The organism is Vibrio nereis NBRC 15637 (genome assembly GCF_001591105.1).
GTDB classification, from domain to species: Bacteria; Pseudomonadota; Gammaproteobacteria; order Enterobacterales; family Vibrionaceae; genus Vibrio; species Vibrio nereis.
In genome coordinates, this window is sequence record NZ_BCUD01000019.1 from 14248 (window position 1) to 32015 (window position 17768).

The 17768-nt window shown below is 47.2% G+C and carries 19 protein-coding genes; 8 read left to right on the top strand and 11 right to left on the bottom strand.

Features of this window, described 5'->3' with window-relative positions; translation table 11 throughout:
• Positions 1-187: 187 nt before the first annotated feature.
• The 4 genes from VNE01S_RS15885 (at position 188) to VNE01S_RS15900 (ending at position 4075) form a co-directional block, all read left to right on the top strand.
• Positions 188-520: a DUF3135 domain-containing protein gene (locus tag VNE01S_RS15885; protein WP_053397066.1), complete on the top strand. Its 333-nt coding sequence runs from the start codon at positions 188-190 to the stop codon at positions 518-520.
• Between the two features lie 228 nt (positions 521-748).
• Positions 749-1039 (top strand): co-chaperone GroES, encoded by a 291-nt coding sequence (locus VNE01S_RS15890; protein WP_053397067.1) that lies wholly within the window; start codon positions 749-751, stop codon positions 1037-1039.
• Positions 1040-1117: 78 nt separating this feature from the next.
• The gene (gene groL / locus VNE01S_RS15895; protein WP_053397068.1) at positions 1118-2764 is read left to right on the top strand and encodes a chaperonin GroEL; all 1647 of its coding nucleotides are present in this window, start codon (positions 1118-1120) and stop codon (positions 2762-2764) included.
• A 144-nt stretch (positions 2765-2908) separates the two neighbouring features.
• Complete coding sequence (locus VNE01S_RS15900) at positions 2909-4075, top strand: nucleotide sugar dehydrogenase (RefSeq protein ID WP_053397069.1); 1167 nt, start codon at positions 2909-2911, stop codon at positions 4073-4075.
• A gap of 38 nt (positions 4076-4113) precedes the next feature.
• Here the strand turns inward: VNE01S_RS15900 and VNE01S_RS15905 are convergent, their stop codons facing one another.
• Both VNE01S_RS15905 and VNE01S_RS15910 read right to left on the bottom strand, forming a co-directional pair.
• On the bottom strand, positions 4114-4689 hold the full coding sequence (locus VNE01S_RS15905) for a uracil-DNA glycosylase family protein (RefSeq protein ID WP_053397070.1): 576 nt from the start codon (positions 4687-4689) through the stop codon (positions 4114-4116).
• A 44-nt stretch (positions 4690-4733) separates the two neighbouring features.
• Positions 4734-5660 carry a D-2-hydroxyacid dehydrogenase gene (locus VNE01S_RS15910; protein WP_053397071.1) on the bottom strand — a complete coding sequence of 309 codons (927 nt, stop codon included), beginning with the start codon at positions 5658-5660 and terminating at the stop codon, positions 4734-4736.
• Between the two features lie 70 nt (positions 5661-5730).
• On the opposite strand from VNE01S_RS15910, the gene VNE01S_RS15915 reads away from it, so the two are divergent.
• Complete coding sequence (locus VNE01S_RS15915; RefSeq protein WP_053397072.1) at positions 5731-6321, top strand: YjaG family protein; 591 nt, start codon at positions 5731-5733, stop codon at positions 6319-6321.
• A 66-nt stretch (positions 6322-6387) separates the two neighbouring features.
• Here the strand turns inward: VNE01S_RS15915 and VNE01S_RS15920 are convergent, their stop codons facing one another.
• Positions 6388-7467, bottom strand: a complete 1080-nt coding sequence (locus tag VNE01S_RS15920; RefSeq protein ID WP_053397073.1) for a CNNM domain-containing protein — start codon at positions 7465-7467, stop codon at positions 6388-6390.
• 419 nt (positions 7468-7886) lie between these two features.
• Between VNE01S_RS15920 and hupA the strand changes: the two genes are divergently transcribed.
• Both hupA and VNE01S_RS15930 read left to right on the top strand, forming a co-directional pair.
• Positions 7887-8159: a nucleoid-associated protein HU-alpha gene (gene hupA, locus VNE01S_RS15925; protein ID WP_053397074.1), complete on the top strand. Its 273-nt coding sequence runs from the start codon at positions 7887-7889 to the stop codon at positions 8157-8159.
• Positions 8160-8242: 83 nt separating this feature from the next.
• The gene (locus tag VNE01S_RS15930) at positions 8243-8938 is read left to right on the top strand and encodes a DUF1481 domain-containing protein (protein ID WP_053397157.1); all 696 of its coding nucleotides are present in this window, start codon (positions 8243-8245) and stop codon (positions 8936-8938) included.
• A gap of 71 nt (positions 8939-9009) precedes the next feature.
• On the opposite strand, the gene purD is transcribed toward VNE01S_RS15930, so the two are convergent.
• Complete coding sequence (purD, locus tag VNE01S_RS15935) at positions 9010-10299, bottom strand: phosphoribosylamine--glycine ligase (protein ID WP_053397075.1); 1290 nt, start codon at positions 10297-10299, stop codon at positions 9010-9012.
• A 56-nt stretch (positions 10300-10355) separates the two neighbouring features.
• The gene (gene purH, locus VNE01S_RS15940; RefSeq protein ID WP_053397076.1) at positions 10356-11948 is read right to left on the bottom strand and encodes a bifunctional phosphoribosylaminoimidazolecarboxamide formyltransferase/IMP cyclohydrolase; all 1593 of its coding nucleotides are present in this window, start codon (positions 11946-11948) and stop codon (positions 10356-10358) included.
• A 275-nt stretch (positions 11949-12223) separates the two neighbouring features.
• Here purH and zntR point away from each other — a divergent pair, with 275 nt between their 5' ends.
• Positions 12224-12631 carry a Zn(2+)-responsive transcriptional regulator gene (gene zntR / locus VNE01S_RS15945; protein WP_053397077.1) on the top strand — a complete coding sequence of 136 codons (408 nt, stop codon included), beginning with the start codon at positions 12224-12226 and terminating at the stop codon, positions 12629-12631.
• A 91-nt stretch (positions 12632-12722) separates the two neighbouring features.
• Here zntR and fis read toward each other — a convergent pair whose 3' ends face one another.
• From fis to aroQ, 6 genes are all read right to left on the bottom strand, one after another.
• Entirely contained in the window at positions 12723-13019 is a 297-nt protein-coding gene (fis, locus tag VNE01S_RS15950) for a DNA-binding transcriptional regulator Fis (protein WP_000462885.1), read from the bottom strand.
• A 23-nt stretch (positions 13020-13042) separates the two neighbouring features.
• A complete protein-coding gene (gene dusB, locus VNE01S_RS15955) occupies positions 13043-14011 on the bottom strand; it encodes a tRNA dihydrouridine synthase DusB (RefSeq protein WP_053397158.1) in 969 nt (322 codons plus the stop codon).
• A gap of 139 nt (positions 14012-14150) precedes the next feature.
• Positions 14151-15038: a 50S ribosomal protein L11 methyltransferase gene (gene prmA / locus VNE01S_RS15960; protein ID WP_053397078.1), complete on the bottom strand. Its 888-nt coding sequence runs from the start codon at positions 15036-15038 to the stop codon at positions 14151-14153.
• A gap of 157 nt (positions 15039-15195) precedes the next feature.
• The gene (gene accC, locus VNE01S_RS15965; protein ID WP_053397079.1) at positions 15196-16539 is read right to left on the bottom strand and encodes an acetyl-CoA carboxylase biotin carboxylase subunit; all 1344 of its coding nucleotides are present in this window, start codon (positions 16537-16539) and stop codon (positions 15196-15198) included.
• A gap of 15 nt (positions 16540-16554) precedes the next feature.
• Entirely contained in the window at positions 16555-17019 is a 465-nt protein-coding gene (gene accB, locus VNE01S_RS15970) for an acetyl-CoA carboxylase biotin carboxyl carrier protein (protein WP_053397080.1), read from the bottom strand.
• 60 nt (positions 17020-17079) lie between these two features.
• Positions 17080-17529: a type II 3-dehydroquinate dehydratase gene (gene aroQ / locus VNE01S_RS15975; protein ID WP_053397081.1), complete on the bottom strand. Its 450-nt coding sequence runs from the start codon at positions 17527-17529 to the stop codon at positions 17080-17082.
• Positions 17530-17768 lie beyond the last annotated feature (239 nt).

Below are 17768 nucleotides of genomic sequence, written 5' to 3' on the forward strand. Positions count from 1 at the left end.
GATTTATGGAAGACAGGTAGAGAAATAAGAGGGTCTGGGAAGAAAAAGCGTATTAATGAACATATTTTGGCGAAGGCTTGCAGTGTCTTATTAATAAGACGTAATGAATATTGTTGCTGGTAGGATAGTTTTCTCTCCTATTATCTCCTTTACTAATTGATGGTATTGTTAATTATGAGGGTGCTAAATGGAGTCTTTCCCTATCAATCAGATGCTTCCTCCTTTTGATGAGTTAGCTGAATTGGCAAAAAACGATCCTCAAGCGTTCGATGCACTCAAACGCAAATTGTGTCGAGAGCAGATTTTATCATCTTCTTTGGCAATGCAAGATAGGTTGTGGGCACAGCAAAGCCACATTGACCTTGTGATCAGTCATTGCAAAAACCCCCATCATGTTAATGTTGAACTGATGAAAGAATTGATGTCTCAATTAGGTAAATTCCAGCATGCACTGCAAGGTGATATGGCGGATTCGAAGGTGCCTGGGGCAACGGTTGTCCAATTTGACCAGTGGCGTTAGTCCACGAACACACTTATATCGACTGTTGTTGCTCGCCATACCATTCCTTCTATGCCGATGTCGGGCTGTGTGCCGAGCCATTTTTTATTCTCCAACCTTGATCACAAAAAACTTCATTTCTCCCCTTGGGTTTACCCAATCCATCCCTCATATAATTACCACAAGGCCTTGAAGCCCGGTTTCGGGGTAATTATCAAATAACATGTAAATTTTCAGGAGAGACGACCGATGAACATTCGTCCATTACACGACCGAGTTATCGTAGAACGCCAAGAAGTTGAGTCTAAATCAGCGGGTGGCATTGTTCTGACTGGTTCTGCTGCAGAGAAATCGACTCGCGGCGTAGTTCTAGCTGTAGGTAAAGGCCGCATCTTAGAAAACGGCACTGTGCTACCGCTAGACGTTAAAGTGGGTGATACAGTTATCTTCGCTGAAGGTTACGGCACGAAAACTGAAAAAATCGACGGTAAAGAAGTGCTGGTTATGTCTGAAAACGACATCATGGCGATCGTTGGATAATAGCAATCATTGAGTAAGTTTTTGCTCAGATTCAAATAACGAAATCAAACACAAAGAATTTTAGAAAGGAAATCAAAGATGGCTGCTAAAGACGTTAAATTTGGTAATGACGCACGAGTTAAAATGCTAGAAGGTGTAAACGTTCTAGCGGACGCAGTTAAGGTAACTCTTGGCCCTAAAGGCCGTAATGTTGTGCTAGACAAATCATTCGGTGCCCCAACTATTACTAAAGATGGTGTATCTGTTGCGCGTGAAATCGAGCTGGAAGACAAGTTCCAGAACATGGGCGCGCAAATGGTAAAAGAAGTGGCGTCTCAAGCGAATGACGCTGCGGGTGACGGTACGACAACAGCGACAGTGCTTGCACAATCAATCGTAAACGAAGGTCTTAAAGCAGTTGCTGCGGGTATGAACCCAATGGATCTTAAGCGCGGCATCGATAAAGCGGTCGTGGCAGCAGTAGAACAGTTGAAAGAACTATCTGTACCGTGTGCTGATACAAAAGCGATCGCTCAGGTTGGTACTATCTCTGCTAACTCTGATTCAAGTGTGGGTAACATCATTGCAGAAGCGATGGAAAAAGTGGGTCGCGATGGCGTGATCACGGTTGAAGAAGGTCAGGCTCTACACGATGAGCTAGATGTGGTTGAAGGTATGCAGTTTGACCGCGGTTACCTATCGCCTTACTTCATCAACAACCAAGAAGCGGGTTCTGTGGACCTAGAAAACCCATTCATTCTTCTTATCGACAAGAAAGTTTCGAACATCCGTGAACTGCTGCCGACTCTAGAAGCAGTAGCGAAAGCATCTCGTCCTCTTCTGATCATTGCAGAAGACGTTGAAGGTGAAGCGCTAGCAACACTCGTTGTCAACAACATGCGTGGCATCGTGAAAGTGGCTGCGGTTAAAGCGCCAGGTTTTGGTGACCGTCGTAAAGCAATGCTACAAGACATCGCTATCCTAACTGGCGGTACAGTGATCTCTGAAGAAGTTGGTCTAGAGCTTGAAAAAGTGACGCTAGAAGATCTGGGTCAAGCGAAGCGCGTTGCAATCACGAAAGAAAATACAACTATCATCGACGGTATCGGTGAAGAAGCGATGATCCAGGGCCGTGTGGCTCAGATCCGTCAGCAAATCGAAGAAGCAACTTCAGACTACGACAAAGAGAAACTACAAGAGCGTGTTGCTAAACTAGCGGGCGGTGTTGCAGTGATCAAAGTTGGCGCAGCGACTGAAGTTGAAATGAAAGAGAAGAAAGACCGCGTAGAAGATGCACTGCACGCAACTCGCGCAGCGGTTGAAGAAGGTGTTGTTGCTGGTGGTGGTGTGGCACTGATCCGCGCGGCGTCTAAGATTGTTGACCTTCAAGGTGACAACGAAGAACAAAACGTGGGTATCCGCGTTGCGCTACGTGCGATGGAATCACCTATCCGTCAAATCACGAAGAACGCTGGTGACGAAGACTCAGTGGTTGCGAACAACGTGAAAGCGGGTGAAGGTAGCTACGGTTACAACGCAGCAACAGGCGAGTACGGCGATATGCTAGAGATGGGTATCCTAGACCCAACTAAAGTAACTCGTTCTGCTCTTCAGTTCGCAGCATCGGTTGCTGGTCTAATGATCACAACAGAAGCGATGGTAACCGACCTTCCAGCAAAAGACGCGCCTGCAATGCCAGATATGGGCGGCATGGGCGGTATGGGTGGCATGGGCGGTATGATGTAATTCCCTCAAGCGACTTAGCTATAGAGATAACGGAGACTTCGGTCTCCGTTTTTTTATGTCTTTAAACTGTCAATGAAGCGTCTTACCGCTGAAATCTCACACCTCAATGCTAACTAAGAGATCGGATTTAGCAGGAAGGTGACAATGAAAATTGCCGTGGTTGGTTGTGGTTATGTTGGGCTGTCTAACGCGCTTCTTTTGGCGCAAAATCACCAAGTGATAGCACTTGATGTTCTACAACGAAAAGTCGATTTAATTAATGATCGTTTATCGCCTATCGCTGATCCCGACATTGAGCGATACCTACGTGATAAGGTGCTCACGCTGCGGGCAACTACCGATGTTAAGCAAGCTTTGCACGGTGCAAATTATGTCATTATCGCAACGCCGACCGATTACGACCCAGAAACTAACTACTTCAATACCTCTTCTGTAGAGTCTGTGATTAAAGAGGTCATGGTCATCAACCCAGATGCGGTCATGGTGATTAAATCTACCGTGCCGGTGGGCTATACAGAGCGTATTAAACAAGAGTTAAACTGCGATAACATCATCTTCTCGCCTGAATTTTTACGTGAAGGCAAAGCACTGTTCGATAACCTTAACCCGTCACGAATCATCGTCGGTGAGCGAAGTGAACGTGCTCAAGAGTTCGCGGATTTGTTAGTGGAAGGCGCAGTAAAGCAAGATATCGACGTATTGCTAACCAATTCAACCGAAGCGGAAGCGGTGAAGCTGTTCTCTAACACTTACCTTGCGATGCGTGTGGCGTATTTCAATGAGTTAGATTCTTACGCAGAATCGCATGGTCTAGACGCGCGTCAGATCATTGAAGGTGTTGGTTTAGACCCGCGCATTGGTAATCACTACAACAATCCATCCTTTGGTTATGGTGGTTACTGTCTCCCTAAAGATACCAAGCAACTGTTGGCAAACTACCAAGAGGTACCGAACAACATCATTGGCGCGATTGTGGACGCCAACCGAACGCGTAAAGACTTTGTCGCGGAGTCTATATTGAAGCGTGAACCAAAGGTAGTCGGCATTTATCGCCTGATCATGAAGGCAGGGTCGGATAACTTCCGTGCGTCCTCGATTCAAGGCATTATGAAGCGCCTCAAGGCAAAAGGCATAACAGTGATTGTGTATGAGCCAGTGCTGGAAGACGTGCAGTTCTTCCATTCGGAAGTGGTACGCGATTTGGAGACCTTCAAAGCTCAATCAGATGTCATTGTGTCAAACCGCATGGCGCAAGAGCTTTCAGACGTTGCTGATAAAGTCTATACCCGCGACTTATTTGGCTCGGACTAACCTCACCTCTCTAAGCTGACTTTAGCAGCTCGCTTAAGTCAGCTTTTCAAGTGCTGGTGGACGTATTCCCGCATATACGGCACCACTTCTGATTCAAACCATGGGTTTCTCTTTAACCACAATGTATTACGTGGTGAAGGGTGGGGAAGCGGTAAGTAATGAGGAGCCCAGTGACGCCACTGTTTTACCGTCTCAGTCAGTGTTTTGGGTTTGTCCTTAAGGTAGTAACTCTGCGCATATTGGCCAACTAACAACGTCATACCTACATTAGGTAATTGTGACAGAACGTTGGCATGCCACTTTGGCGCACACTCTTTTCTTGGCGGCCGATCGCCACTTTTCCCTTTACCCGGGTAGCACAACCCCATCGGCATAATCGCGATTTCATCCGGGTTATAAAATTGCTCTCTATCGAGTTGCAGCCACTCCCTTAACCGATCACCGCTCGGGTCATTCCAAGGTATCGACGTGTTGTGTACTTTGAGCCCCGGAGCCTGGCCAATGATCAAGAGCTTGGCCGATTCGCTGGCTTGAATGACGGGGTTGGCCCCAAGCGGCAAGTGAGGCTCACAGAGCGTGCAGGCGCGGATCTGTTTGAGTGTTTCTTCTAGCATACGCTTATTTACCTTCATCAGGCCTGTCAGTTGCTATCATCGCTTTAATAGCCTTTCTCGATATCGACGCTATTAGCCAATTGGAACCCATCTCGCCAACGTTGATAGTTATCTTTAAATATATCCGTGACCTGTTCAGGAAAGCTGAGTGCTGCAATGTGTGGTGTGACTGTGATAGCGGAGTTGTGCCAGAACGGATGACCCTTCTCAAGCGGTTCTACTTCAAAGACGTCGAGGAACGCATGTTCCACCTGTTGGTGTTGAATCGCGTCCAACAAGGCTTGTTCATCGATAGCGCTGCCACGACCAACGTTAAACAATAGCACGTTGTGACAATGCGCCAATGTCTGGTAATTTAAGAGCTTTTGGGTTGTTGGTGTATCGGGCAAAGTATTGACCACGATGTCGGCCTCTTGAAGCGCTGCGGGTAACTCTTGGATATGATAAATCGCATCAAATTTAGCATTTTTGACCGGGATACCTCGACTGTTCACACCAGAAACGCTTAAGCCGAGTGAATGGGCGGAATTGGCAAGGTAGCTTCCGATCGAACCCGTCCCTAAGATCAGCATCCGTTTATCGGCGAGAGATGAGTAAGGCTTGGGAGACCAAATTTGCTGCTCTTGATTAGCTTTATAATCCTGAAAGTGTCGGTAGTGCTGTATTGTGAAGCCCAGCACGTATTCCGCGATAAGCTGACCAAAAATGCCTTTGACGTTAGTCAGCTCAATTGACTTACTTGTGAGGTCGGGAATAAGCGCATCGACCCCGGCATAAACTGACTGTATCCACTCTAGTTTGGGGAATGTTTCGAGCATTCCCACTGCCTTAGGTGGGGCTGCCAGTAAGATACTCGCCTCGCTTTTATTGGTTGTGATTTCTAGAGCAGGCAGTTGCGCTTGTTCGAGTAATTGCTGGTATTTTTGGTCATCCTCAGTCAAAAGGTAGATTTTGTGAGTGAAATTGTTCATCGCCTTTCTTTTTTCCCTGCTGGTTATCAAGTAAACTCTCGCTGTTTATTTCTGCAACCGATGAGTCGCTATGCTACAGAACCCTCTTCAGCTTCGCCTTGAGAAGTTAGAACCCTGGAAACAGATTACCTTTATGGCGTGTTTATGTGAACGCATGTATCCAAACTATGCCATGTTTTGTCAAAGTACTGAGTTTGCGCAAGAGCGTATTTACAGGGATATCCTAGATAGCGTTTGGGAGCTTCTAACAGTAAAAAACGCCAAGGTGAACTTTGAGCGTCAGTTGGAAAAGCTGGAAGAGATCATCCCAAGCTCAGAAGATTTCGAATTTTATGGTGTCTACCCAGCCATTGACGCGTGTATTGGCTTGTCGACGCTGTTACATGGTCTGCTAGACCGTGACGATTTGTTTGAGAGCATGCAAAAAGTGAGTCAACAATCGGTGGTAACGGTGGCTCAGCTTGAAGAAGCGCAGAGCGGCGATGAGATCACTAACGAGAATCAAAAAGATAACGAAGCGGTTTGTGCAGAGTGGGATGTTCAGTGGGCGATTTTCCGTCCATTAAAAGATGCCGAAGAGCGCGATATTGACCTGATCAAAGATTTGCGTGAAGAGCTGAGAGAGGAAGGCGTCAGCAACATTGGCGTCAGCGTAAAATAATCGCGGAATTACGCATTTAAAACCTCATAAAAGTAAGGCTAACCAGATGGTTAGCCTTACTTTTATTTACTTGGTTGACGAGTGGTTGGTTTCTTCATCGTCACGGTTTTCTATCACGCTGTGGGTTTGTTTCCATTTTTCCCAGCGCTCAAAGGCCAATTGCTGCATGTCTGTCGCACGGTCTGCTTCATCGACAATTTCCTCCCCGACCAAATGTTCGAAGATGTCTTCTAGCGTCAGAATGCCTTGTACGGTGCCGTACTCGTCGACCACCATGGCCAGTTGCAGCCTATTGGCCATCATCTGTTCAAACGCTTGAGGCAATGCGATGGTGTTCAGCAATACATGAACCGGGCGCATCACCGAGCCAAGCTGTTGGCTGCCGCGTCCGGCTTGATGGAGCTTGAATAGTTCAAGCCGATGCACAAAGCCAACAATGTTATCTTTCGATTGGCTATACACTAATGGTCGCGAAAAGGGCGTGTCTCGGTGGCTACTGAGAAACTCGGTAATGCTCATTTCGGCGCTTACGCGGAAAACGACCGGGCGTGGTGTCATCACTTGTGTGACTGGAACGTCTTGAATACCCAGTAAGTTGTCTAGAATCTTAGACTCTCCTTCAGCAAACTCACCACTTTCTTTGGCCAGAATCGCCATGGCAGACAGTTCATCACGCATTTTAGGTGTTTCGTGACCACGAGACAGGCGTTTGGTAATTTGCTCTGAGAACCAAACAAATGGGGTGAGAGCCCACACCATCCAGCGTAAAACGATAGCGGCGGTTGGAGCGAGCTGACGCCAATAGGTGGCACCAATGGTTTTTGGCACAATTTCAGACAACACCAAAATACCTAAGGTCAGAACCGCTGAGAATACGCCCAGCCACTCGCTGCCAAACACAACGGCCGCTTGTGCACCCGCACTGGCGGCACCTATCGTGTGAGCAATGGTGTTGAGCGTTAAAATCGACGCCAGCGGGCGGTCAATATCGTCTTTTAGAGCAGAGAGCTTATCCGCTGTCGGGTGCTCTTGTTGACGAAGTTGCGCCAGATAGCTAGGGGTGATACTTAGCAATACCGCTTCTAATACAGAACAAATAAACGATACGCCAATAGCAATACCGATGTAGAGGGTTAGCAGAAACATACAGATCCTATAGAGGTTATATTCTCGCCAATGTGGGGCGTTCTGTGGGAGTCATTCAAATAATGTACACACCGAACAAAGACATTGGTATCACAACCGAACTTTGCATGTAACCCATCAGAATAAACCATTCGAGATTTGGTAAATCATACCTGAGCATTATTGGTGTGAGTGTTTTTTCATCGTACAAGGCCCGTCATATCAGGCTTCACAGGCGATTGTAGCGTTATTAATAAGGCCTATTTGGGCGAAAAACAAGAGGGAGTCGCAGGTGGTGTAGTAACAAATTGTGAGTTAATACTCAGAATATGGTTAAAAGTACGTCATGAAAGTCAAAGATCGCTTACAAACCTTTGCCAGATGGGGCATTTATGCTTTAGAGTGAGCTGGATTCGATAACATATGAGAAGGGAAACCTAATGAACAAGACCCAATTAATCGATTTTATCGCAGAGAAAGCTGACCTGTCTAAGGCTCAAGCTAAAGCGGCTCTTGAAGCGACTCTTGACGGTGTAACTGAAGCACTTAAAGAGGGCGACCAAGTTCAACTAATTGGTTTTGGTACATTTAAAGTTAACCACCGTGCAGCGCGTACAGGCCGTAACCCTAAGACTGGTGATGAAATCCAAATCGCTGCTGCAAATGTTCCTGCATTCGTATCAGGTAAAGCGCTGAAAGACGCAGTAAAATAAATTAAATAAGCAAGTCCAGCGTTTTTCTCTGGAATAGTTTAATATACGCCAAGGTAGTCCATATCTTGGCGTATTTTTTTATGATGAAAAACTTATTGTTGCCTTCTCTGATGTTCTCTTTGTTAGTGGGCTGCTCGTCGGGTCCTTCTCGGTCTGATTTAGATCAGTATCGAGACTATACAGGCGGACGCACGATGGGAGATACCACCAGTCTTTATTGGTACACCGAGCGATTGGTCTCGCCTTATACGGCAGCGGACTACGTAACCGCGGGTGACTATGGTTGGTTTAAAACGGACTACCGCTGGGCTGGTGGAGAGCTGAGAGAGCTTGTCCGTGAAGGTGAGCAGGTCAACGACAACGAAGAGCTGCTTCCTTATACCATCCATGTGCGATTCAATAAGCGTGGCGAAGCGATATATCAGCAATACCGCATTGATGGGAAAGTATTGCCTTTGAGCGCCAGTAAGCTGGATTGGTTAAAACAAGAAGCGCTTAACATCCCTAAAATTACTAAAGAGCAAAATAATCAAGGCTCGCAGTTGATCCAGGGCTATTGGGATGGCAGTGAATTCGAAACATGCACCGATAAGTCGTTTGATGAGGTGGAGTTTAACCAAACTTTGCCTAGCTTTGTGGTCAATCGTTTGGCCGCTATCGACAGCTATGTGGCGTTTTTGGGCTCTGACCGAAACAACAAAGTGGTGATTGAAGCTCTGTTGATGCTGGCTGAAGACGATCATGACTGCATCGAAAGGCCAAGCTTGATTGAAAGCTAGATTCGATTCCTCAATAACAAATAAAAGGCGCTCACTGAGCGCCTTTTATCATTTTGTATGTTGCGAAGTGATTATTTGCTTTGCTCGCGCTCAATCGCACGGTAGCCAATGTCATTGCGGTGGAACATACCATCCCAACTAATTTGCTTAGCAAGCTCGTAAGCACGTTGTTGAGCTTCTAAGACTGTATTTCCTAGCGCAGTCGCACACAGTACGCGGCCACCGTTTGTCACGATGTCGCCATCTTTGTTGTCGGTACCCGCGTGGAAGACTTTCTCGCCTGCCACTTCTTGCTGTGGAAGACCAGAAATCACATCGCCTTTATTGTACGCCGCTGGGTAGCCGCCCGCTGCCAGTACGATACCAATAGAGGCTTGAGGTGCCCATTTTGATTCGACTTGGTCCAGCTTCTCGTCGATAGCTGCCAAGCAAAGTTCAACCAGGTCTGACTCCATACGCATCATGATTGGTTGAGTTTCTGGATCGCCGAAGCGACAGTTGTACTCAATCACTTTTGGCGTGCCGTCTTTATCAATCATCAGACCAGCATACAAGAAGCCAGTGTAAGGATGACCTTCTGACGCCATACCTTCTACGGTCGGGTAGATCACTTCCTGCATAATGCGGTCGTGGATCTCAGGTGTAACAACTGGGGCAGGAGAGTAAGCGCCCATACCACCCGTGTTAGGACCAGTATCTTTGTCGCCGACGCGTTTGTGATCTTGGCTAGTGGCCATTGGCAGAACGTTCTTGCCATCCACCATCACGATGAAGCTGGCTTCTTCGCCGTCTAGGAACTCTTCGATAACCACTCGGCTACCTGCTTCACCAAAAGCATTACCCGCCAGCATATCTTTGATGGCGTCTTCCGCTTCTTCAAGCGTCATGGCAACGATCACGCCTTTACCTGCTGCCAGGCCGTCCGCTTTCACTACGATCGGTGCACCTTGCTCGCGAACGTAAGCCAATGCTGGCTCGATTTCAGTGAAGTTCGCGTAAGCGCCAGTTGGTATTTTATGGCGCGCCAAGAAGTCTTTAGTGAAGGCTTTCGAGCCTTCTAGCTGCGCTGCGGCTTCGGTTGGGCCGAAGATTGGCAAGCACGCAGCGCGGAATGCATCAACGACACCGATAACCAATGGCGCTTCAGGGCCAACGATAGTCAGTTCAATCGCTTTTTCTTGAGCAAACGCAACCAAGCCTTTGATGTCTTCAACGTCGATGTTGACGTTTTCTAGCTTTGGTTCTAGCGCCGTACCTGCGTTGCCTGGTGCAACGAAGACAGTGTCAACGTTTGGGTTTTGTGCTGCTTTCCAGCCAAGAGCATGTTCACGACCACCAGCACCGATTACTAATATATTCATTTCAATATCCTTTAATCTTGTTGAGAAAAAGGTGCCTCTCGGCACCTCTTAATGTATTAGTGGCGGAAGTGACGCATACCGGTAAAGATCATCGCCATTCCGTGTTCGTCTGCGGCGGCGATAACTTCGTCATCACGCATAGAACCACCTGGTTGAATCACACATTTGATGCCTGCTTCTGCCGCGGCATCGATACCGTCACGGAATGGGAAGAATGCATCCGATGCCATCACGCTACCTGCAACTTCAAGGTTCTCATCTGCCGCTTTGATGCCGGCGATTTTCGCTGAGTAAACGCGGCTCATTTGGCCTGCTCCGACACCGATCGTCATGTCGCCTTTGGCGTAAACAATCGCGTTCGACTTCACATACTTCGCGACTTTCCAGCAGAATAGTGCGTCTTTTAGCTCTTCCTCGGTTGGCTGGCGCTTAGAAACCACTTTCAGGTCATCTAGGCTAACCATGCCTTGGTCGCGGTCTTGAACCAATAGACCGCCGTTGACGCGTTTCACGTCAAAGCCCGTTGTCTTGGTTGACCACTCACCACACTCAAGTAGGCGAACGTTTTTCTTCGCTGCAACCACTTCGATCGCTTCTGCTGATACTTTAGGTGCGATGATGACTTCAACAAACTGGCGCTCAACGATGGCTGTTGCGGTTTCCGCATCTAGCTCTTTGTTGAATGCGATGATACCGCCGAATGCTGACGTTGGATCCGTTTGGTAGGCGCGGTTGTAAGCTTCTAGGATGTCTTTACCTAGTGCGACACCACATGGGTTGGCGTGCTTAACGATCACACATGCTGGTTCAGCAAACTCTTTCACACACTCAAGTGCTGCGTCTGTGTCTGCGATGTTGTTGTAAGAAAGTGCTTTACCTTGGATTTGCTTCGCGGTTGAAACAGACGCTTCTTGTGGTTTTTCTTCCACGTAGAAAGCGGCGTTTTGGTGGCTGTTCTCACCGTAGCGCATGTCCTGTTTCTTGATGAACTGTTGGTTGAAGGTGCGAGGGAATTTCGATTCTTCATCGCCCTCTTTATTCTCGCCGTAGCTAGGAACCATAGTACCGAAGTAGTTCGCGATCATGCCATCGTAAGCCGCTGTGTGCTCAAATGCCGCGATAGCAAGGTCAAAGCGAGTTTCTAGAGTGAGGGATTTGTCGTTTGCATCCATCTCTGCCACGACGCGGTCGTAGTCGTGAGCGTTAACGACGATAGTCACGTCTTTGTGGTTTTTCGCTGCTGAGCGAACCATAGTCGGACCGCCGATATCGATGTTTTCTACCGCGTCTGCCAGCGTGCAACCTTCTTTGGCTACGGTTTCTGCAAATGGGTATAGGTTAACCACGACCATATCAATAGGGTTGATGCCGTGTTTTTCCATCACGTCATCATCTTGACCGCGACGGCCAAGAACACCGCCGTGAACTTTAGGGTGAAGCGTTTTTACACGACCATCCATCATTTCCGGGAAACCCGTGTAGTCAGATACTTCCGTTACAGAAATGCCTTGCTCAGCCAATAGGCGAGCAGTACCACCAGTAGATAGGATATCGACACCGCGATCAGCCAGAGCTTTTGCAAACTCAACAATGCCTGTTTTGTCTGATACGCTGATTAGGGCGCGGCGAATAGGGCGAGCGTTACTCATGCTTCCATTTCCTCTAAGTCACAGAGTTAGATTAAGATAAAGATATTTGCCAAAAATGAACTTGTTCTTACAGTGAGCAGTAAGATATTGGCCAGTTTTGGTAAAGACCTTTCGACCGACTAATATTGATGAATTAGTCGCCTCTGAACTTGACGGGGTGCATTCTAACTAATTTATTACAAAAAAGCTCGCGCAATCGTTTGGCATCGCATAAATAATTGCAAAAAACTCTATTTTTACCTTTAAAAGTAACGAGATGGTTAATAAGGGGAGTTATGTTCCTGATTGGTGAATTAGCAAAACGCTGCGGTGTCTCGACCGATACCCTGCGCTTTTATGAAAAAAATCGGCTGATTAAGCCTGTGGGGCGCAGTGAGTCTGGTTATCGCTTATATGATGAAGAAAACCAGAAACAGGTGGGGTTTATTCTCAGGGCAAAGGATTTAGGACTTAGTTTGGAGGAAATCAAGGAGCTCTTAGAGATCAAACTGGAAGCAACAGAGCATAGCTGTGCGGAGGTGAAATCGATCACGACGGCGAAACTGGCGCTGATTGATAGCAAAATTGAGGAACTCACGCGTATCCGTAAAGCGCTGAAAAAGATAAATGATGCTTGTTGTGGTCATGTGGATGATGATGCCAGCCACTGTTCAATTCTGGAGGCGTTCGCGAGTGAATCGTGAAAGCCCCCTCTATTACCCGATCGATAGCCAAAGAAAAAGCCGAGTTCATGACTGAACTCGGCTTTTTCTGCAAGAATTTACGTCAGAACGATTAGTTCATGCCGTATTTCTTAAGTTTTTTGCGAAGAGTACCGCGGTTGATACCCATCATAGTCGCTGCGCGAGTTTGGTTACCGCGAGTGTATTGCATGATGGTATCTAGTAGTGGCTGTTCAACTTCAGCTAGAACTAATTCGTATAGCTCTGTGACTTCTTGGCCGTTTAATTGAGCCAAGTAGTTTTTAAGAGATGCTTTAACAGAGTCACGTAAAGGCTTCTGAGTAATTTGGTCTTGTGACGTTACTGTAGTTACTGTTAATGCTTCTGAAGTCAGATTTTGTTCGAACATATTCGGTCTAGCTCTTCTCTTAATTATGATGCAACGTTATCAAAGTAACCTTCTAACGCTTCAAGTTGCAGCTCGGCTGCATCAAGTGCGTTAAAGGTACGGCGAAACTCACCTGCTTGCTCATGTTCTTTTAGGTACCAACCTACGTGCTTACGCGCAATACGAGGACCTAAATACTCACCATAAAATTCATGGAGAGCGTTCACATGACCCAGCATAATGCTCTTTACTTCCTCAACAGGAAGTCCAGGCATTGTGGTGCCGTTTTCCAAAAAGTATTGGATTTCCTGAAAAATCCAAGGACGACCCTGGGCAGGGCGCCCGATCATTAAAGCGTCTGCACCGGTATACTCCAGTACATATTTGGCTTTCTCTGGGCTATCAATATCACCGTTAGCGATAACCGGAATTGAGATTGCCTCTTTTACCGCTTTAATGCTGTCATATTCGGCCTCTCCTTTGTACATACACGCTTTTGTTCTGCCATGCAGGGCAAGAGCTTGTATGCCGCAGTCTTCGGCTAGTTTAGCGATTTGGACACAGTTTTTGTTTTCTGTATCCCAGCCAGTACGGGTTTTCAACGTCACAGGAACGTCTACTGCGTTTACCACCGCTTTCAGGACATCTTCGATGATCTCTGGGTACTTCAGTAATGCAGAGCCGGCTAGCTTCTTATTCACTTTTTTTGCTGGGCAGCCCATGTTGATGTCGATGATTTGCGCACCGTTTTCAACACTGAACTGAGCCGCGTCAGCCATAAGCTGTGGGTCGGACCCCGCAATTTGTACAGAACGAATGCCCGATTCGCCCTCATGTACCATGCGTTGTTTAGACTTAGACGTTTTCCATAGCTTCGGGTTTGAGGACATCATTTCACTGACGGCCATACCCGCACCATAGCGGAGGCACAACTCTCGGAATGGTCTATCAGTCACACCTGCCATAGGGGCAACGATGAGATTATTCTTAAGTTGGTAATTTCCGATTTTCAAAACGTCTTCACAGTTCTGTTCCAGCAAGGGCGCGCATTTTACGCATTTTTTCACTGTGTGAAAAGACTAATATTTGAGCATTTACAATTTGTTTTAGTAAATAGTATAAATTTCAGTCAATTAGGGCTGAAAGTCTTGTCTAGCCTTGCTTGCGACCCGAAATGCGACACCACTCACTTTGCTCTTTGATAGGATCAATGTGAAGTTCGTCACGGTAATAGTTTGCAACATCTTCCGCTTGCGTATCTAAAACGCCAGACATCGCGAGGTCGCCATTCGGCTTAACCAAAGACTTAATGATGGGTGAAAGTTCGCGTAGTGGACCAGCCAAAATGTTGGCAACCACCACATCTGCAAGCAAACCTTCTGGTTGATCTTGAGGAAGGTAAACTTCGAGTTTATCGGCCACGCCATTGCGCTCGGCGTTGTCTTTTGAAGCCAGTAGCGCTTGAGGATCAATATCGATCCCGATCACTTTTTCCGCACCCAGTTTGATCGCAGCGATCGCCAAGATGCCTGAGCCACAACCGAAGTCGATAACGGTTTTACCCGCTAGGTCCAAGCCTTCTAGCCACTCAAGACAAAGGGCAGTGGTGGGGTGAGTACCCGTACCAAACGCCAAACCTGGGTCAAGCATGACATTGACTGCGTCTGGTTCTGGCACTTCACGCCAGCTTGGGCAAATCCACAGGCGTTCACCGAATTTCATTGGGTGGAAGTTTTCCATCCATTCGCGTTCCCAGTCTTTGTCTTCAAGCTGCTCTACTTTGTAAGCAAAGCCTTCCGGGAGAAGGTTGCTTAATTTTGCTTGCTCGATAATAAAGTGGGAGTCTGCTTCCGCGTCATACAGTGCCAGAATGTCAGTATCACCCCACAAGCGAGTTTCGCCAGGCAGAGGCTCGAATACAGGGGTATCTTGTGCGTCCAAAAAGGTCACAGACAGCGCACCAGTCTCTTCCATAAGCATATCGCCGATCTGTTCGGCGTTGTCATTGGTCGCGTTGAGTTTGATTTGAATCCAAGGCATGAGTATGTGCTCTCTTAGATGGTTAAATAGTGATTGGCGCTGAGTGTAGCAGAACTGCGTTCATTATTTGAGTATCTAGGATACCCAAAACAAAAATTGGCAGCCAAAACAAAAAATGCCCACCGAAGTGAGCATTTTAATTGGGTTCAGTTATTGATTACTGAAGACCAAGCTTCTTCTCTAGATAATGAATGTTAGTACCGCCGTGCTGGAAGTTTTCATCATTCATAATAGTGACTTGTAGAGGCACGTTAGTTTTGATGCCTTCTACAATCATCTCGCCAAGTGCGTTTTTCATACGTGCAATCGCTACGTCACGGTTTTCACCGAACGTGATCAGTTTACCGATCATTGAATCGTAGTGTGGTGGCACTGTGTAGCCAGAGTAGATGTGGGATTCCCAACGAACACCCATACCACCTGGAGAGTGGAAACGCTCAATCTTACCTGGAGACGGTAGGAAACGCTCTGGGTCTTCTGCGTTGATACGACACTCAATCGCATGGCCGCGGATTTTGATGTCATCCTGAGTGAATGACAGAGGCTGGCCTGCTGCGACGCGTAGCTGTTCCTTGATTAGGTCAACACCTGTTACCATTTCGGTTACTGGGTGTTCAACCTGGATACGCGTGTTCATCTCGATGAAGTAGAACTCACCGTTTTCGTATAGGAACTCAAACGTACCTGCGCCGCGGTAACCGATTTCAAGACACGCACGAGTACAACGTTCACCGATGTACTTACGCATTTCTTCAGTGATGCCTGGAGCTGGTGCTTCTTCCACAACTTTCTGGTGACGACGCTGCATAGAACAGTCACGTTCACCTAGGTGAATGGCGCCGCCTTGGCCATCAGCAATAACCTGTACTTCAACGTGACGAGGGTTCTCAAGGAATTTCTCCATGTACACCATGTCGTTGTCGAACGCCGCTTTTGCTTCTGCACGTGTCATGGCGATAGCTTCAATCAGCTCGCCTTCGCTACGGACAACACGCATACCACGACCGCCGCCGCCGCCAGACGCCTTGATGATTACTGGGTAACCGATGCGTTTCGCGTGTGCTTTGTTTTTTGCTTCGTCGTTATCTAGTGGGCCGTCTGAACCTGGAACACAAGGAACGCCTGCTTTTTTCATTGCGTTGATTGCTGACACTTTGTCACCCATCATGCGGATAGTTTCCGCTTTAGGACCAACAAAGATGAAGCCGCTGCGCTCAACTTGCTCCGCAAAATCTGCGTTCTCAGATAGGAAGCCGTAACCAGGGTGGATAGCCACTGCACCTGTTACCTCTGCCGCAGAAATGATGCGAGGGATGTTCAGGTAGCTGTCGATACCACGAGCAGGACCGATACATACTGTTTCGTCTGCTAACAGTACGTGCTTAAGATCGCGGTCAGCAGTCGAATGCACTGCCACGGTCTTAATGCCTAATTCTTTACAAGCGCGAAGGATACGAAGTGCAATTTCACCTCGGTTCGCGATGACTACTTTATCTAGCATAAGAGAGGGCCTCTATTATTCGATTACAACAAGTGGTTGGTCGAATTCAACTGGTTGACCGTCTTCAGCTAGGATCGCAGTAACGACGCCAGATTTGTCCGCTTCGATTTGGTTCATCATCTTCATTGCTTCAACGATACATAGTGTTTCGCCAGCTTTAACGCTTTGACCAACTTCTACGAACGCTTTTGCGTCTGGGCTTGGAGAACGGTAGAAAGTACCGACCATTGGAGAAAGAACTTGGTGACCAGCTGGAACTGCTGGAGCCGCCGCTTCTGCTGCTGGAGCAGGTGCTGCTGCCGGAGCCGCCGGAGCTGGTGCTACTGGAGCTGGCGCTGCTGCGTAATGAACAGGAGCAGGTGCTGCAGCTGGGCCGTTACGGCTGATGCGTACCGATTCTTCACCTTCAGAGATCTCTAGCTCAGCAATGCCAGACTCTTCAACTAGTTCGATAAGCTTCTTGATTTTACGGATATCCATCTTTTCTTTCTCTTTTATCTTGTGAATAAGACAGCCCTAGAGGCTGCAGAGTGTTTGTTGTTACTTTGCCTGCAGTTTCTTAATAGCAGCAGACAAAGCAAATTCGTAACCTTGAGCACCCAATCCGCAAATCACGCCTTCTGCTTTATCAGATAGGTACGAGTGGTGACGGAATGGCTCTCGGGCATGTACATTCGATAGATGTACTTCGATAAACGGGATCGCGACGCCTAACAGTGCATCGCGCAGAGCGACACTGGTATGAGTGAACGCTGCAGGATTAATAATGATAAAATCCACGTTGCCATAAGCTGCGTGGATCTTTTCAATCAGTTCGTACTCGCGATTCGACTGTAAATGCTCCAGTTCAACGTCCGATTGGTGCGCCTGTTCTGTGAGTGAGTCGATAATCTGTGTTAGGGTTTGAGAGCCGTAATGTGCGGGTTCACGAAGACCTAACAGATTGAGATTAGGACCATTTAAGACAAGAATGCGTAATTTTGCTGTCATTGTGTCGCTATTTTCCTATTTCATGATACGAACTAGAATATTCCCATATTATCGCTGACTCAGCATGGCATTATTTAACAAAACCAGCCTGAATCTTTGAAATAGACCCAGATTATAGCCAATTCAGCGCATTTAGCAGCAATTTACTGGTCTAATCTCCCAGTGCAGTGCCGTAAATTTGTAACCAAGATAACAAAAACGGTCGATGTCTGACTTTTTGTAAGGTTAATTTTGTGCCC

Bases quoted from the DNA above. Each gene is read 5' to 3' on its own strand.
- VNE01S_RS15885 (WP_053397066.1), top strand. From the start codon at position 188: ATGGAGTCTTTCCCTATCAATCAGATGCTTCCTCCTTTTGATGAGTTA.
- VNE01S_RS15890 (WP_053397067.1), top strand. From the start codon at position 749: ATGAACATTCGTCCATTACACGACCGAGTTATCGTAGAACGCCAAGAA.
- groL (WP_053397068.1), top strand. From the start codon at position 1,118: ATGGCTGCTAAAGACGTTAAATTTGGTAATGACGCACGAGTTAAAATG.
- VNE01S_RS15900 (WP_053397069.1), top strand. From the start codon at position 2,909: ATGAAAATTGCCGTGGTTGGTTGTGGTTATGTTGGGCTGTCTAACGCG.
- VNE01S_RS15905 (WP_053397070.1), bottom strand. From the start codon at position 4,689: ATGCTAGAAGAAACACTCAAACAGATCCGCGCCTGCACGCTCTGTGAG.
- VNE01S_RS15910 (WP_053397071.1), bottom strand. From the start codon at position 5,660: ATGAACAATTTCACTCACAAAATCTACCTTTTGACTGAGGATGACCAA.
- VNE01S_RS15915 (WP_053397072.1), top strand. From the start codon at position 5,731: ATGCTACAGAACCCTCTTCAGCTTCGCCTTGAGAAGTTAGAACCCTGG.
- VNE01S_RS15920 (WP_053397073.1), bottom strand. From the start codon at position 7,467: ATGTTTCTGCTAACCCTCTACATCGGTATTGCTATTGGCGTATCGTTT.
- hupA (WP_053397074.1), top strand. From the start codon at position 7,887: ATGAACAAGACCCAATTAATCGATTTTATCGCAGAGAAAGCTGACCTG.
- VNE01S_RS15930 (WP_053397157.1), top strand. From the start codon at position 8,243: ATGAAAAACTTATTGTTGCCTTCTCTGATGTTCTCTTTGTTAGTGGGC.
- purD (WP_053397075.1), bottom strand. From the start codon at position 10,299: ATGAATATATTAGTAATCGGTGCTGGTGGTCGTGAACATGCTCTTGGC.
- purH (WP_053397076.1), bottom strand. From the start codon at position 11,948: ATGAGTAACGCTCGCCCTATTCGCCGCGCCCTAATCAGCGTATCAGAC.
- zntR (WP_053397077.1), top strand. From the start codon at position 12,224: ATGTTCCTGATTGGTGAATTAGCAAAACGCTGCGGTGTCTCGACCGAT.
- fis (WP_000462885.1), bottom strand. From the start codon at position 13,019: ATGTTCGAACAAAATCTGACTTCAGAAGCATTAACAGTAACTACAGTA.
- prmA (WP_053397078.1), bottom strand. From the start codon at position 15,038: ATGCCTTGGATTCAAATCAAACTCAACGCGACCAATGACAACGCCGAA.
- accC (WP_053397079.1), bottom strand. From the start codon at position 16,539: ATGCTAGATAAAGTAGTCATCGCGAACCGAGGTGAAATTGCACTTCGT.
- accB (WP_053397080.1), bottom strand. From the start codon at position 17,019: ATGGATATCCGTAAAATCAAGAAGCTTATCGAACTAGTTGAAGAGTCT.
- aroQ (WP_053397081.1), bottom strand. From the start codon at position 17,529: ATGACAGCAAAATTACGCATTCTTGTCTTAAATGGTCCTAATCTCAAT.